This is a genomic window from Cryptosporangium phraense, assembly GCF_006912135.1.
Taxonomy (GTDB): Bacteria; Actinomycetota; Actinomycetes; order Mycobacteriales; family Cryptosporangiaceae; genus Cryptosporangium; species Cryptosporangium phraense.
On sequence record NZ_VIRS01000004.1, the window covers coordinates 14,718 to 29,693 of the forward strand.

Annotated in this window: 10 protein-coding genes; 5 read left to right on the forward strand and 5 right to left on the reverse strand. The window is 73.4% G+C overall.

Annotated features, from left to right (window positions below; genetic code table 11):
- Positions 1-100 precede the first annotated feature (100 nt).
- Entirely contained in the window at positions 101-3,724 is a 3,624-nt protein-coding gene (mfd, locus tag FL583_RS07060; protein WP_142703667.1) for a transcription-repair coupling factor, read from the reverse strand.
- Positions 3,725-3,899: 175 nt separating this feature from the next.
- Between mfd and FL583_RS07065 the strand changes: the two genes are divergently transcribed.
- From FL583_RS07065 to FL583_RS07075, 3 genes are all read left to right on the forward strand, one after another.
- The gene (locus FL583_RS07065; RefSeq protein WP_142703668.1) at positions 3,900-4,877 is read left to right on the forward strand and encodes an ABC-2 transporter permease; all 978 of its coding nucleotides are present in this window, start codon (positions 3,900-3,902) and stop codon (positions 4,875-4,877) included.
- A 106-nt stretch (positions 4,878-4,983) separates the two neighbouring features.
- On the forward strand, positions 4,984-7,776 hold the full coding sequence (gene ppc / locus FL583_RS07070) for a phosphoenolpyruvate carboxylase (protein WP_142703669.1): 2,793 nt from the start codon (positions 4,984-4,986) through the stop codon (positions 7,774-7,776).
- 123 nt (positions 7,777-7,899) lie between these two features.
- The gene (locus FL583_RS07075) at positions 7,900-8,754 is read left to right on the forward strand and encodes an aldo/keto reductase (RefSeq protein ID WP_142703670.1); all 855 of its coding nucleotides are present in this window, start codon (positions 7,900-7,902) and stop codon (positions 8,752-8,754) included.
- Here the strand turns inward: FL583_RS07075 and FL583_RS07080 are convergent.
- Both FL583_RS07080 and FL583_RS07085 read right to left on the reverse strand, forming a co-directional pair.
- The gene (locus tag FL583_RS07080) at positions 8,722-9,288 is read right to left on the reverse strand and encodes a YveK family protein (RefSeq protein WP_142703671.1); all 567 of its coding nucleotides are present in this window, start codon (positions 9,286-9,288) and stop codon (positions 8,722-8,724) included. The two genes, FL583_RS07075 and FL583_RS07080, sit on opposite strands and share 33 nt — an antisense overlap.
- On the reverse strand, positions 9,285-10,439 hold the full coding sequence (locus FL583_RS07085; protein WP_142703672.1) for a hypothetical protein: 1,155 nt from the start codon (positions 10,437-10,439) through the stop codon (positions 9,285-9,287). Before FL583_RS07085 ends, FL583_RS07080 begins: the two co-directional genes overlap by 4 nt.
- A gap of 225 nt (positions 10,440-10,664) precedes the next feature.
- Here FL583_RS07085 and FL583_RS07090 point away from each other — a divergent pair, with 225 nt between their 5' ends.
- Positions 10,665-12,116 carry an exopolysaccharide biosynthesis polyprenyl glycosylphosphotransferase gene (locus FL583_RS07090; RefSeq protein WP_142703673.1) on the forward strand — a complete coding sequence of 484 codons (1,452 nt, stop codon included), beginning with the start codon at positions 10,665-10,667 and terminating at the stop codon, positions 12,114-12,116.
- On the opposite strand, the gene FL583_RS07095 is transcribed toward FL583_RS07090, so the two are convergent.
- Entirely contained in the window at positions 12,113-12,883 is a 771-nt protein-coding gene (locus FL583_RS07095) for a YveK family protein (protein ID WP_142703674.1), read from the reverse strand. The two genes, FL583_RS07090 and FL583_RS07095, sit on opposite strands and share 4 nt — an antisense overlap.
- Before the next feature lie 147 nt (positions 12,884-13,030).
- Between FL583_RS07095 and FL583_RS07100 the strand changes: the two genes are divergently transcribed.
- Positions 13,031-13,873, forward strand: a complete 843-nt coding sequence (locus tag FL583_RS07100) for a phosphotransferase (RefSeq protein WP_142703675.1) — start codon at positions 13,031-13,033, stop codon at positions 13,871-13,873.
- On the opposite strand, the gene FL583_RS07105 is transcribed toward FL583_RS07100, so the two are convergent.
- The gene (locus tag FL583_RS07105) at positions 13,840-14,943 is read right to left on the reverse strand and encodes a glycosyltransferase (protein ID WP_205751906.1); all 1,104 of its coding nucleotides are present in this window, start codon (positions 14,941-14,943) and stop codon (positions 13,840-13,842) included. The genes FL583_RS07100 and FL583_RS07105 overlap by 34 nt on opposite strands.
- Positions 14,944-14,976: the final 33 nt, after the last annotated feature.

A 14,976-nucleotide genomic window follows, 5' to 3' on the forward strand; every position in this document is an offset into this window, starting at 1 on the left:
GCAACAAGAACCGCAGCGGGCAGGAGCCCGCTGCGGTCGGAACGCTAGGGGACGGAAGTCGCTCCCCGCCTGCTGTGACGCCTATGCGACTGGACCTTTGCTAGACCTTGGCCGGCTCCGGCGTCATCGCATCGAGAAAATCGGACGCCCAGTCAAGCAGAGCCGTGTCACGCAGCGGCTGGCCCCCCACCCGGGCGGTCGCCGGCCGGGGCACCAGCACCGCGTCCACCGCCTGCTTGTACATCGCGCCGGGGTAGAGCCGCTGCAGCCGCATGACCTTCGACTCCGGCAGCCGGAGCGGCGCGAACCGCACCTGCCGCCCCTGCAGCGACACCTCGGTCACCGAGGCCAGCCGGGCGCGCACCCGGAATGCGGCCACCGCGAACAGGTTCTCCACCGCCTCCGGCGGGTTGCCGTACCGGTCGCGGATCTCGTCACGCACGGCTTCCAGCTCCGACGCCGTCGTCACGCCGGCCAGCTTCCGGTAGGCCTCGAGCCGCAGCCGCTCCCCCGGGATGTAGTCGTGCGGCAGGTGGGCGTCGACCGGCAGGTCGACCTTCACCTCGGACTCGATCTCCGGCTTCTCGCCCTTGTACTCGGCGACCGCCTCGCCGACCAGCCGGACGTAGAGGTCGAAACCGACGTTCGCGATGTGCCCGGACTGCTCGCCGCCGAGCAGGTTGCCCGACCCGCGGATCTCCAGGTCTTTCATCGCGACGGCCATGCCGGCGCCGAGGTCGGAGTTCTGCGCGATCGTGGCCAGCCGGTCGTGCGCGGTCTCGGTGAGCGGCCGCTCCGGCGGGTACAGGAAGTACGCGTAGGCCCGCTCGCGCCCACGCCCGACCCGGCCCCGGATCTGGTGCAGCTGGGAGAGGCCCAGCACGTCGGCCCGCTCGACGATCAGCGTGTTCGCGTTCGGGATGTCCAGACCGGACTCGACGATCGTGGTCGAAACCAGGACGTCGTACTCCTTCTCGTCGAAACCGAGCATCACGCGTTCGAGCGCGTCCTCGTTCATCTGCCCGTGGGCCACCGCCACCCGGGCCTCGGGCACCAGCGACCGCAGCCGGGCCGCCGCCCGCTCGATCGACTCCACCCGGTTGTGCAGGTAGAACACCTGACCGTCGCGGAGCAGCTCGCGGCGCACGGCCGCACCGATCTGCTTCTCCTCGTACGGGCCGACGAACGTCAGCACCGGGTGCCGCTCCTCCGGCGGCGTGAGGATCGTCGACATCTCGCGGATGCCGGTCAGCGACATCTCCAGCGTCCGCGGGATCGGCGTCGCCGACATCGTCAGCACGTCGACGGCCGTCCGCATCTGCTTGAGCTGTTCCTTGTGCTCGACGCCGAACCGCTGTTCCTCGTCGACGATGACCAGCCCGAGGTCCTTGAACCGGGTCGAGGGCTGCAGCAGCCGGTGGGTGCCGACCACGATGTCGACTTCGCCCGACGCCAGCTTCGCCACCGTTTCGGAGGCCTCGGCGTCGGTCTGGAAACGGGAGAGCTGCGCAATGGAAACAGGGAACTGCGCCATCCGCTCGGAGAACGTCGTGAAGTGCTGCTTGGCCAGGATCGTGGTCGGGACCAGCACCGCGACCTGCTTGCCGTCCTGCACGGCCTTGAAGGCCGCCCGGACCGCGATCTCGGTCTTGCCGTAGCCGACGTCGCCACAGATCACGCGGTCCATCGGGTAGGGCTTCTCCATGTCGCCCTTGACCTCGTTGATCGCCTCCAGCTGGTCGGGCGTCTCCACGTACGGGAACGCGTCTTCCAGCTCGCGCTGCCAGGGCGTGTCGGCGTTGAACGCGAAGCCCTTCGTGCTGGTGCGGGCCGCGTAGAGACGGATCAGCTCACCGGCGATCTCCTTGACCGCCTTGCGGGCCCGGCCCTTGGCCTTCTGCCAGTCGGCCCCGCCCATCTTGTGCAGCGCGGGCTGCTCGCCGCCGACGTAGCGGGTCAGCTGCTCCAGCGCGTCGGTGGGCACGAACAGCCGGTCGCCCGGCTGCCCCCGCTTGCTCGGCGCGTACTCCAGGACCAGGTACTCACGCTCGCCGCCGTTGATCGTCCGTTTGATCATTTCGACGTAGCGCCCGACGCCGTGCTGCTCGTGCACGACGTAATCGCCCGGCTGGAGCTGCAGCGGGTCGACCGCGTTGCGCCGGCGCGAGGGCATGCGGCCCCGCTCGCGCCCGGAGCCGGCCCGGGCGCCGGTGAGGTCGGACTCGGTGAAGAGCAGCAGCCGGGCGCTCTCCAGCACGAACCCGCCGGCCAACTGCCCGGTGGTCACCAGTACCGACTGCGCCGACGGCTCGGCGTCGACGTCGGAGACCAGTTGCGCGCCGATCTCGGCCTCGCGCAGCGTCTCGGCGGCCCGCTGCGCGGACCCCGGCCCCTCGAAGACCAGCGCGACCCGCCAGCCTTCGGAGCTGCGCCTGCGCACCTCTTCGATGGCCCGCGCCGTGTCTCCGCGGAACGCGTCGACCGGCTTCGCGTCGATGGCCAGCGACTCCCGGGCTGCGCCCGGATCGTCCACCGTGGGGATCTGCACGTCGGTCGCGTCGTCCGCGTCGAACGATTCGGACGCGACGGGAGCCGCGGCCGTGCCGAACGGCGCCACGGTCCACCAGGGCAACCCACGACCGACGGCGGCCGAGCGCACGTCGGCGAGGCTGCGGAACGCGGCCGCGCCGAGATCGATCGGAGCCTCGCCACCACCGGCCGCGGCGGCCCACGAGGCGGCCAGGAACTCGGCGCTGGTCGCGACCAGGTCGCGGGCCCGAGCGCGGATGCGCTCGGGGTCGCAGAGCAGCACGTGGGTGCCGCCCGGCATCGCCTCGACCAGCAGCTGGAGCTGGCCCGAGCCTTCGAGCAGCGCCGGGGTCAGCGACTCCATGCCCTCGACCGGAATGCCGTCGGCCACCTTGTCGAGCATCTCGGCCAGCGCCGGGTGGTCCTTGGCCAGCTGGACCGCCCGCTCCCGGACCTCCGGGGTGAGCAGCAGCTCGCGGCAGGGCGGCGCCCAGAGGCCGTGGGTGGCGATCTCCAGCGAGCGCTGGTCGGCCACCGCGAAGTACCGCACCTCCTCGACCTCGTCGCCCCAGAACTCGACCCGGACCGGGTGCTCCTCGGTCGGCGGGAACACGTCGAGGATGCCGCCGCGGACCGCGAACTCGCCCCGCTTCTCGACCAGGTCGACCCGGGCGTAGGCGATGGCGACCAGCCGCTCGACGACCTCGTCGAGCGGAGCGGTGTCACCGGCCTGCAGGCCGACCGGTTCGAGGTCGCCCAGGCCGGAGAGCTGCGGCTGCAGGACGCTGCGGACCGGGGCGATCACGACGTCGAGCGGGCCGGTGGTCGGGTCGTCCTTCGACGGGTGCGCGAGCCGGCGCAGCACGGCGAGCCGACGGCCGATCGTGTCGGCGCGCGGCGAGAGCTTCTCGTGCGGCAGCGTCTCCCAGGCCGGGTACACCGCGATCCGGTCGGGCGGCAGCAGGCAGGTGAGGGCCGCGGCCAGGTCGTCGGCTTCGCGGCCGGTCGCGGTGACGGCCAGCACCGGCGCGCCGGCCGCGGCCCGGGCCTCGGCCAGCGCGGCGACGACGAACGGGCGCAGCGACTCGGGAGCGGTGAGGTCGAGCTCCCCGGCGTCGGGCCCGGCGGCGCGGGCGGCGGCCTGGGAAAGAGCGGGATCGGAGCGGGCAGCGGTGAGCAGACCACTGAGGCTCATGCAGATGCCTTCCAATTGCTAATGGACAGCACGAAGCCCCCGATCAGGAGAATCGGGAGGCGTGCCGTGCGTCTACAAGCCTACGCCGAGCGTCCGACAAAACGGATGGCCACGGGTCGGTCGCTGTGACCACGACCATCGTTTCCACCCGGGGTAGCCGGGCACCTGCGTAAGCGTGACGGAATGGCGGTCGTACGTGCGTCCGGGCCTGCTCATGGTGGGCGCGTTGGGCATCCAGCTGGCGTTCATCCTGTCGTACGTCGGCGCCTGGCACGCCCCGGAGGCCGACGGGTTACCGGTCGCGACCGTGTCGTCGGCCGCCGTCGAGGACTTCCAGGCCCAGGTCGACGCGAAGAGCGACGCGGTCGCCGCCCACGCGTACTCCCGCCGCGCCGACGCGATCGCCGCACTGAACGACCAGGACGTCTACGCGGTGCTGCTCTCCGGCCGGGACGGGCTCGAACTGCACCTCGCCTCGGCGAGCAACGGCGCGGCCGCGGAGGCGCTCACCCAGGTCTACGGCCGGGTCTCGACCGTAACCGGCACCGCGGTCAGCGTGTACGACGACCGCCCGCTGCCGGCCACCGACAACCGCGGGATCTCGCCGTTCTACCTGGTCGTCGGCTGGGTCGTCGGCGGGTACCTGGTGTCGACGCTGCTCTCGTTCATCGCCGGCGCGCATCCGGCCGCGCAGCGGGGCCGGATCCGGGTGCTGGCGCTGCTGCTCTACGCGGTGGCGTCGGGCGTCGGCGGCGCGGTGGTCGTCGGGCCGGTGCTCGGGATCTGGCACTCCAACCTGGTGCCGCTGGCCACGCTCGGGATCGTCGTGGTGTTCGGCGCCTCGATCACCTCGGCCGCGCTGTCGGCGCTGCTCGGCGCGGTCGGGACCGGGCTGACGATCCTTCTGCTGGTCGTGCTGGGCAACCCGGGGTCGGGCGGCCCGTTCGCGCCGGAGATGCTGCCCGGGCCGTTCCGCGAGCTGCACACCTGGCTGCTCACCGGCGCGGCCACCCAGGCGACCAGGGCCGTCGTCTACTTCTCCGGCCGCGGTCTGGCCGCCGACTACCTCGTGCTGTTGCTCTGGTGCGGGATCGGGACGCTGCTGTACCTGCTCGCGATCACCGTCCGCGGTCGTCGGCGTCCCACTACTTGATCGATGCGGGGTCGACCCCTCAAATCGTCGGATCCAGCCTCTAGGCTGGGTGAACACAGGACACCGCCGTCCTGCGCCAATCCCTCCAGAGAGCCGGGGAGCCGTCATGTCCGAAGCCGAGGCCGTGCCGTCCGACCTGTGGGGTCTGGGCAGCGTGACGCCCGACGCGGCGAACGAGGCCGATCGGGTGCTGCGGGCCGACATCCGGCGCATCGGCAACCTGCTCGGCGAGACGCTCGTCCGCCAGGAGGGGCCCGACCTGCTGGAGCTGGTCGAGAAGGTCCGGGCCGCGGCCCGCACCGACGCGGCGGCCGCCGCCGACGCGCTGTCGGGCACCGACATCCCGACCGCGATCCGGCTGGTCCGTGCGTTCGCGACCTACTTCCACCTGGCCAACATCACCGAGCAGGCGCACCGCGGCCGTGATCTGCGCCGCCGCCGGGTGACGCAGGGCGGCTGGCTCGACGGCGCGGCCCGCCGCATCAAGGACCGCGGGCTCACCGCCGACGAGATCGCGAACGGCGCCGAGCAGCTGGCGATCCGGCCGGTCTTCACCGCGCACCCCACCGAGGCGGCCCGCCGGTCGACGCTGGCCAAGCTTCGCCGCGTCGCCGACCTGCTCGACGCCGAGGCCACCGAGGCCGCGGTGTCCGGCCTGCCCGAGGGCACGGTCAGCGCCCAGACCAACCGCGAGCTCGCCGAGGTCGTCGACCTGCTCTGGCAGACCGACGAGCTGCGGCTGGAGAAGCCCGAGCCCACCGACGAGGCCCGCAACGCGATCTACTACCTGAACGACCTGCACGCCGACGCGGCGCCCGCGGTGCTCACCAAGCTCGCCGACATCCTGGGCGACCTCGGCGCCGAGGTGCCCCCCACCGCCACCCCGCTGACGTTCGGCAGCTGGATCGGCGGCGACCGCGACGGCAACCCGTTCGTGACGCCGCAGGTCACCCGGGACGTACTGAAGCTCCAGTACGAGTACGGCATCCGCGACACCGACGCCGATCTGGCCGCGCTGGTCGAGGAGCTGTCGATCTCCGACCACGTGGTCGACGTCTCCCCCGCCCTGCTCGAGAGCGTCGATCAAGACCTCGCGAACCTCCCCGAGCTGGAGGGGCGGTACCGGCGGGTCAACGGCGCCGAGCCCTACCGGCTGAAGATCCGGCTCATGCGGGCCAAGCTGGCCAACACCCGCACCCGGCTGGCCCGGAACACCCCGCACCAGCCCGGGCGCGACTACCTGGGCACCACCGACCTGCTGGCCGATCTCGAGCTGATGCGCCGCTCGCTGCTCGAGCACCGGGGCGAGCTGATCGCGAACGGCCGGCTCACCCAGCTGATCCGCACGGTGGCCGCGTTCGGCCTGCACCTGGCCACGCTCGACGTCCGCGAGCACGCCGAAGCGCACCACCAGGCGCTGGCGCAGTTCGTCGACCGGGTGGGCGAGCTGTACGAGCCGTACGCCAACCTGAGCCGCGAGGCCCGCACCGAGTACCTGGCCCGCGAGCTGGCCGGGCGCCGTCCGCTGGGCGGTCCGGATGCGCAGCTCGACGCGGCCGGCGCTAAGACGTTCGGCGTGTTCGGGGCGATCCGCGACATCCTCGACCAGTTCGGCCCCGAGGTGATCGAGTCCTACATCATCTCGATGACCGAGGGCGTCGACGACGTGCTGGCCGCGGCCGTGCTGGCCCGCGAGGCCGGGCTGGTCGACGTCCCCGGCGGCACCGCCCGCATCGGGTTCGTGCCGCTGCTCGAGCAGGTCGCTGAGCTCAACGTCGCGGGCGAGATCCTCGACCGGCTGCTCTCGATCCCGGCCTACCGGGCGATCGTCACCTCGCGTGGCGACGTTCAGGAGGTCATGCTCGGGTACTCCGACTCGAACAAGGACGCCGGCATCACGTCCAGCCAGTGGCAGATCCACCGGGCCCAGCGGGCGCTGCGTGACGTCGCCCAGCGCCACGGCGTCCGCCTGCGGCTGTTCCACGGCCGCGGAGGGACCGTCGGCCGCGGCGGCGGCCCGACGCACGAGGCCATCCTGGCCCAGCCGTACGGCACGCTCGACGGCGCGATCAAGGTGACCGAGCAGGGCGAGGTCATCTCCGACAAGTACGCGGTGCCGTCGCTGGCCCGGGAGAACCTCGAGCTCACGGTGGCCGCCGTGCTGCAGGCGACGCTGCTGCACACGACGCCCCGGCAGCCACAGGAAGACCTCGATCGCTGGTCGGACCTGATGGACCGGGTCGCCGCACCGGCGCAGCAGGCCTACCGCGACCTGATCCACGACCCCGACCTGCCCCGCTACTTCTGGGCCTCGACGCCGGCCGAGCTGCTCGGCGCGCTGAACATCGGGTCGCGGCCGTCGAAGCGGCCCGACACCGGGTCGGGGCTGGCCGGGCTGCGGGCGATCCCGTGGGTGTTCGGCTGGACGCAGTCCCGGCAGATCGTGCCGGGCTGGTACGGGGTGGGCACCGGGCTGGCCGCGGCCCGCGAGGCCGGGTTCGACGACCTGCTGGCCGACGCCTACGAGCGCTGGCACTTCTTCCGGGCGTTCGTATCGAACGTCGAGATGACGCTGGTCAAGACCGACCTGTCGATCGCCCGCCGGTACGTGGAGCGGCTGGTCGACCCGGGGCTGCGGCACATCTTCGACCTGATCGTCGCCGAGCACGAGCGCACGGTCGCGCAGATCCTGCAGGTCACCGGGGAAACCGCGCTGCTCGACGCGCAGCCGGTGCTGCAGCGGACGCTGGCCGTGCGCGACACGTACCTGCAGCCGTTGCACCACCTGCAGATCGAGCTGCTGGCCCGGTACCGGGCCAACGAGGAGGACCCGCAGCTCCAGCGGGCCCTCCTGCTCACGATCAACGGCGTAGCCGCCGGCATGCGCAACACCGGCTGAAAACTCTGTGTTAACAGGCCTCCGCAGGCGATCGGTTCGCCGATCGCCTGCGTAGGGTCGAATAACCCCCGTTCGGTCAGTGGCGATCGTGCGGTCCCCGTCCGGCCCGACGGAGGACAGCTCATGAGATCGAGACAACTCGGTGCCGACGGCCCGAACGTCAGCGCGGTCGGGCTCGGCTGCCTGGCCCTGAGCTGGACCCAGGACGACGACGTGTCGATCGCCGTGATCCGCTCGGCACTCGACCACGGCGTCACGTTCTTCGACACGGCCGACGTGTACGGCTCAGGGCACAACGAGGAGATCGTCGGGCGGGCGTTACGGCGGCACCGCTCCGAGGTGACGCTGGCCAGCAAGGTCGGGTTGCTGCCCGACCCGATGCGCACCGAGGGCTCCCCGCAGCACATCGAGACCGCGATCGACGCCAGCCTCTACCGGCTCGGCGACGACGTCATCGACCTCTACTACCTGCACCGGGTCGACCCGCTGGTCCCGCTGGCGGAGACCTGGGGCGCGCTGGCCGACCTGGTCGAGAAGGGCAAGGTCCGGCACCTCGGCCTGTGCGAGGTCACGCCCGAGCAGGCGGCCGAGGCGCACGCGATCCACCCGGTCTCCGCGGTCCAGTCCGAGTTCTCGCTGTGGATGCGCGATCCGCTCGACAGCGGCGTGATCGACTGGTGCGCCCGCCACGGCGCCGCCTTCGTGCCGTACGCGCCGCTCGGCCGCGGGCCGCTGACCGGCGCGGTCACCGCGGCCGACACCGACGACGGCGCGCTGAGCGCGATCCGGCTGGTGGCCGCGCGGCACCGCGCCACCCCGGCCCAGGTCGCGATCGCCTGGGCGCTGGCCCAGGGCGAGCACGTGATCCCGATCCCGGGCACCAAGCACCGCCGCTACCTGCAGGAGAACGTCGGGGCGGCCCGGCTCGCGCTCGAGCCCGACGACCTACACGCGCTGGAACCCCTGCTCCACCGCTGACCGGCGGAAGTACCCCAGGGCCAGCACCGCGAGGATCCCCAGGCAGAGCGCGCCGACTCCGCCGACCAGGTACAGCAGCGTCCGCGGCGGTCCGCTCGGCGCCACCGGCACCATCGCGGGCACGATCAGCTCGGCGACGACCTGGGGATCGTCGACGCTCTGGCGCACCCCGGCCCGGGCCAGCGCGTTGGCGACGTCGGCGCCGGCCTCGGCGTCCGGACCGCTCACCACGACCCGGATGTTCACGGTGGCCGGCTGCTGGGCCACCGTGGTGCTCTTGGCGACCGCGGACGGACGCTCGCCCAGCACCGTGGCGACGTCGTCGAGCGTCGCCGGGGCGGACAGGTACGCCACGTACCGGCTGGTCGCAAGCGTCAGGTCGTCGGAGCCGACCTCGCCGGGGTCGCGCGGCGAGAGGCTGAGCACGGCCGTGCTCGTGTACATGTCGGGCTGCGCGCGCACGTAGCCGACGGTCGTCGCGGCCAGGCACAGGATCAGCGCGACGACCAGCGCGAACGGTGACCCCCGGTTCATCGCGCGACCGCCCCCTCCAGAGGCCGCTCCACGGCGTCGGCCGGTGGCGCCTCCGGTGGGGAGGCCGGGCGCCGACGGCGGGCCGCCACCAGCCCGATGGCCGCCACCAGCAGCGCACTCACGCCGGCCCCGGCCAGCACCAGGGGCGGGAACACCGGCCCGAACACCGGGGCCGCGCCCGGCCGCCGGGTCACCGCCACCGACCCGAGCGGCGTCGGCACCTGTTCACCGGCCGTGAGCAGCGCCGACCCGTCGTCGGAGTAGGTGATCGCCTCGCCCTGCGGGGCGCGGCCGAGCGCGAGCCGCCGCGGAACGCCGTTACGCAGGGCCTGGACCACGTCCCCGTCGGGCGCGTCCCACTCCAGCGCCGCGCCGTGGGTCCGCACGACGAACCGGACGCCGTCCGGCGAGACCGCGCCGCCGGTGATCGCGAGCGCGGCGCCGGTGCGGCCGGGCAGCCACGGGCGGAGGTCGAGCGAGCCGGCCCGGCGCAGCGTCGTGACCGGCTGCAGCGGGGCGTCGGCCTCGTAGACCGGCGCGACCCCGGAGGTCGTCTTGCCGATCAGGACGATCTGCCCGGTCAGCGTCACCAGCATCGCCTCGACGTCGTGGGTGCCGTCCGGGTAGCGCAGGTCGTACCGGCTGACCGCGTTGACGGTCGGGATCGGGTTCTGGCGGGTCACCGGGATGCCGGCCCGGGCCGAGTCGAGCGTCCGCCCCGGTACCCAGCGGTAGAGCGAGACGGCCAGGCGCGGGCTGGTGTTGCCGCCGATGTCGCCGAGCCAGAGCGCGCCGTCGGCGGCCACTCCGACGTCCTCGAGGTCGACGGCCTTCTCGCCGTACCCGCGCAGGGTGGCGGCGGGATCGTGCGCGGCGGGCAGCGTGAGGATCGTCTGCCGGATCGCCCGGCACTGCGCGTCGAGCTGCCAGACCGTGACCGGCGCGGTGTCGTTGACGACGAACAGCGCGCCGCGGCTGGCCGCCATCCCGCTGATCTGGTCGAGCCGGGGATCGGTGACCGTGCAGCGCGTCGCGGGCCGGCCGTACGTCGTGTGCGTGTCGTCGGCGTGGGCCGGGGCCGGCAGCAGAGCCGGCAGGGCCATCAGCGAGGCGGCGACGAGCGACGTCAGGCGCCTTCCCGGAACGACCATCCGCGCGTTGCCTCCACGTGCCCGCGCCGGGCACGCCCGGCTACCCCTGGTGCGCCGCCAGGCTACCGTCTTCAGCCGTTTAGTGTTGCCCCGTACCTAAAAACGTATTTATGCGTTTGACTGTCCGAGTAGTACCAGTTCGTCACGTTTTGCGGCGGGGGGACGGATGATCGACCGGGGCGTCCGCAGGTCCAGCTGTGCCGAGGTGAAGCCGGGAGTCGGCAGATGACCGCTGAGCAGGTCACCGACACCCTCGTACTCTCCAGAATCGCGGAATCGCTCGATGCTCCATCGGTCGCCATCGCCGCCGACCGCCAAGACGCTCTGCGGCGGGCCGCGGTCGCGGCCTGCGACGCCGCCGCCGCCGTGGCCACCGCGCTGGTGCTGGGTTGGCTCGTCGACTCGCTGCCGCTGCGCGAGGCGCTGGCCGTGCCGGCCGCGTGGACGCTCACGGCCTGGTCGATCGGCGCGTACCACCGCCGTCGACTGAAGATCCGGCTGTCCGACGTGCGGGCGCTGCTGCTCACGACCGTGGTCCTGTGGGCGCTGATCGGCGTCTGCTCGGCCGCGCTGCCGCTGACCGGCACGCGTCCGCTGATGCTGATCGCCGTCCCGGTGACCGCGCTCGGGGTCGGCGTCGGCCGGACCGCCCTGACCCGGCTGACGCCGGTCGGGAGCGCTCTCGCGGCCGCGCCGGTCGTCGTCTACGGCCCGCAGGAGGCGGTCGGCCGGTACTGCGCGGCGGTCAGCCGCGACCCGCGGGCACCGATCGTCGCGGCCGCCTGCGTGACCGACCGGGAGTGGGGATCGCTCCCGCCCGGCCTGCCGGCCATCGACGTGGACCCCGATCGAGCGGTCGACGCCGTCGTGGAGGCGGTCCGGTCGACCGGCGCCGACACCGTCGTGGTGGCCGGCGCCTGCGATCCGGACGCTCTGCGCCGGCTCTCCTGGCGGCTCGAGGAGCACGCGGTCGGCCTCGCCGTCACCCCGCTGTGGCCGGTCAGCCCCGATCGGGTGACCGTCCGGGCCTACGGGGACGCCACGCTGGTCGAGGTCGCACCGCCCCGGTACGACGGAGCCCGGCTGGCCGTGCGCTCGCTCGCCGACCGGCTGATCGCCGCGACCGCCCTGATCGCGCTCTCGCCGCTGATCCTGGGCCTGGCCGCGACCGTGAAGCTGACCAGCCCGGGGCCGGTCTTCTTCAGCCAGCTGCGCACCGGCCGGGGCGGCCGCCGCTTCCGGCTGCTCAAGTTCCGGACGATGGTCGCGGAGGCCGAGCAGCTCAAGGACGCGCTGGCGGACGCCAACCAGTACACCGCCGGGACGCTGTTCAAGGTGCGCGACGACCCCCGGGTGACCCCGATCGGCACCGTGCTGCGGGCGCTCTCCCTGGACGAACTCCCGCAGCTGGTGAACGTCGTCCGGGGCGAGATGGCGCTGGTCGGGCCCCGGCCCACGGCGACACCGCCGGAGCAGATGCCGTCGGACTACCGGCGCCGGATGCTGGTGAAGCCCGGGCTGACCGGGCTGTGGCAGGTCAGCGGGCGGTCGAACCTGCCTTGGGAGGAAGCCGTCCGGCTCGACCTGCGCTACGTCGAGAACCGGTCGCTGGCGATGGACTTCGACATCGCCTGCCGGACGCTTCCGGCCGTGCTGTCCCGGGACGGGGCGTACTAGCGGCTGCTCGGGGAGATCGACCGGGCGATGACCGCGGCCGGGTCGAACGGCACGGTCACCTCGTCGTCGAAGGGGTCGTCCAACGACGCCATCTCGACCGTGTCCTCGGGCGGGATCGGCCGGGGCAGTGCGGCCGTCGCCAGCAGGGTGCCCGGCATCGAGCCGGGCATCGGCCGGGGCCCCGCCACCGGCGCCGGAGCGGCCGGATACCGGCGACGGACGTACCAGCGCACCCCGGCCGCGGCCAGCAGCCCGACCACGATCGCCGCCACCGCGGCCCCGCCGAGCAGCGTCGCCTGGCTCGGCCCGGCCGGGCTGGTCGGCACCGTCGCCCTGGCCAGCATCCGCCCGGCCAGCACCGGGTCGGCCGACGCCCGCTCGATCACCAGCGCCGCGATCCGGTTGGCGGCCTGCGCCGCGGTCGCCGCAGCCGTCGAGGAGACCGTGATCGCGACGTTCGCGGTCGTCGCCGGCATCGTCACGCTCAGGCCGTTCTGCAGGTCGGTGGAGGGCACCCCGGCCGTCGCCGCGGCCTGGCGCACCACGTACGGCGACGCCGCGTACGCGACGTAACGGGGCACCATCAGCGTCACCGACGTCGCACTGACCGGCCGCTCCCCCACCGGGACGAACGCGATGACCGCCTGGGCCGACCAGGCCACCGGCCTGGTCACCACGTGCGCGGCCGACCCGGCCAGCACGGCCAGGGCGGCGACCAGGAAGAACAGCCAGCCGCGCAGCAGGAGCGGCGGATGGGGGTGGGGCACGTCAGCGGTCCTCTCGGTAATCGAGACTCGATGTCCCTTTTACGCCTTTTCAGTAGTTTGACTCATCTTTGTCATTTAGGCTGCCGACCCGTGGCACCGTTCCTCTCGTCCGGGACCGCTGGATCGGTCACAACGTCGGATCTCCCCGTGGCTGCGCTGGATGCGCTGGCCGGCCTGGGCGTCCGGCCGGAGTCGCTCGCGCCGGGCACGTTCGCCGGGCCGCAGCGCCCGCTCCGGCGCTTCCTCGGCGCCGGGCTCGTGCTGGAGGTGGCGACCGGCGAGTCCGGGCGGCTCCGCCTGGCCCGGGAGCTCTGGGGCCGCGGCTGGGCCCGCCAGGTCGGCGTCCCGACCGTTCCGGTGCTCGACGCCGGCGAGGACGGCAGCTGGCTGATCGCGGAGTGGTGGAAGCCGTCGCCACCATCCGGCGAGGACTTCCTCGACGAGGCGCTGACGGCCGCGCTCCGGATCGCCGGGTCGCCGCCGCCGGAGCCCGGTCCGCCGCAGGCGCTCTGGGTCTCCGACCGGCGGGCCGCTCCGATCCGGCTGGCCCGCGGGGTGATCGGCGGGGTTCCGACCCGGCCCTGGCTGGCCGCCCGGCGGGCCGCCGCCGCGCTGCCGACCGTGCCGGTCGCGCACGGCGACTTCTACCACCGCAACGCGCTCTGGTGCCCCGAGCGCGGCGGGCTGCACGTCGTCGACTGGGAGTACCTCGGGCCCGGGCCGCGCCACGGCGACCTGGTACGGCTCTGGACGCTGCTGCCCAGCCGGTCCGACCGGGACGCGCTGCTGACCCGGATCCTGGCGCTGGCGCCGGAGGCCGAGCACCGCGAGATCGGCGTGCTGGCGCTGTACCTGGCCCTCCGGCTGCTGGGCGAGAACGTCAAGGGGCCGCGCCGGGACCGGCACCGCGCGGACATCGACCATGCCCGCGCGATCCAGCCCGAGGCCCGGGCCCTTCACAACGCGCTGAGCTGCAGCACCTCGCCGTAAAGATCGAGCAGCCGGGACGCCGAGTCGTCGCCGATCGTCAGCGACGCCCGGCGGCGGCCGGCGTCGGCGGCGGCGCGGGCCGCCTCGGTGTCGCTGAGCACGGTCACGACCGCGCCGGCCAGCGCGGCCGGGTCCTCCGGCGGCACGATCCAGCCGGTGCCCGGCGGCACCGCCTCGGCCATCCCGTCCACGGCCGTGACGACGAGCGGCCGGCCCAGCGCCATCGCCTCCAGCGGCACCAGCGACATGCCCTCCCAGCGCGACGGGCAGACGACCACGTCGGACGCGTACATCCAGCTCAGCGCCGTCTCCCGGTCCACCGGGCCGGTGAACTGGACGCCCTCGGCACCGGCCCGCTCGACCGCCGCCTCCAGGGCCGGGCGGGCCACCCCGTCGCCGACCAGCACGAGCCGCGCGCCCGGCACCGCGGCCCGGACCGCCGGCCAGGCGTCGATCAGCACGTCCTGGCCCTTCTGCCGGGCCAGCCGGGCCGCGCACACCGCCACCGGAACGCCGTTCTCCAGGCCGAGTTCTTCGCGCACGGAAACACGCGGCCGGGCCCGGATCGGCTCCACCGACCCCGGCAGCACCGCGTTCGGCAGCACCTCCATCCGGCCGCTCAGGCCGTGCGCGATGCCCGTGTCCCGCTCCGCCGCGCTGACGCACACGACGACGTCGGTCCAGCGCAGCGCGTACCGCTCCCAGGCCAGCACCGCGCGCCGCAGGGCCCCGTCGACGGCCTGGAACGACCAGGCGTGCGGGCTGAACACGGTCGGCACCCGGCCGCGCAGCACCATCCGGCCGATCAGCCCGGCCTTCGCGCAGTGCAGGTGGACGACGTCGGGGCGGACGTCCTCGAGGATCCGCCGGAACTGCTGCGCCTCGGCGAGCATCCCCGGGCCCGGGCCGCGGACCGCCCGCCAGGTGACCACGTCGGCGCCCCGCGCGCCGGCGAGCGCGGCCAGGCGCCCGCCCGGACACGCCACCGTCACGTGGACGCCGTGCTTGGCCTGGTAGTCGACGTAGTCCCCCACGCAGTGGGCCAACCCGGTGTTCACCGCATGGGACACATGAAGAACCTGGACGGACGACACTAATAACCC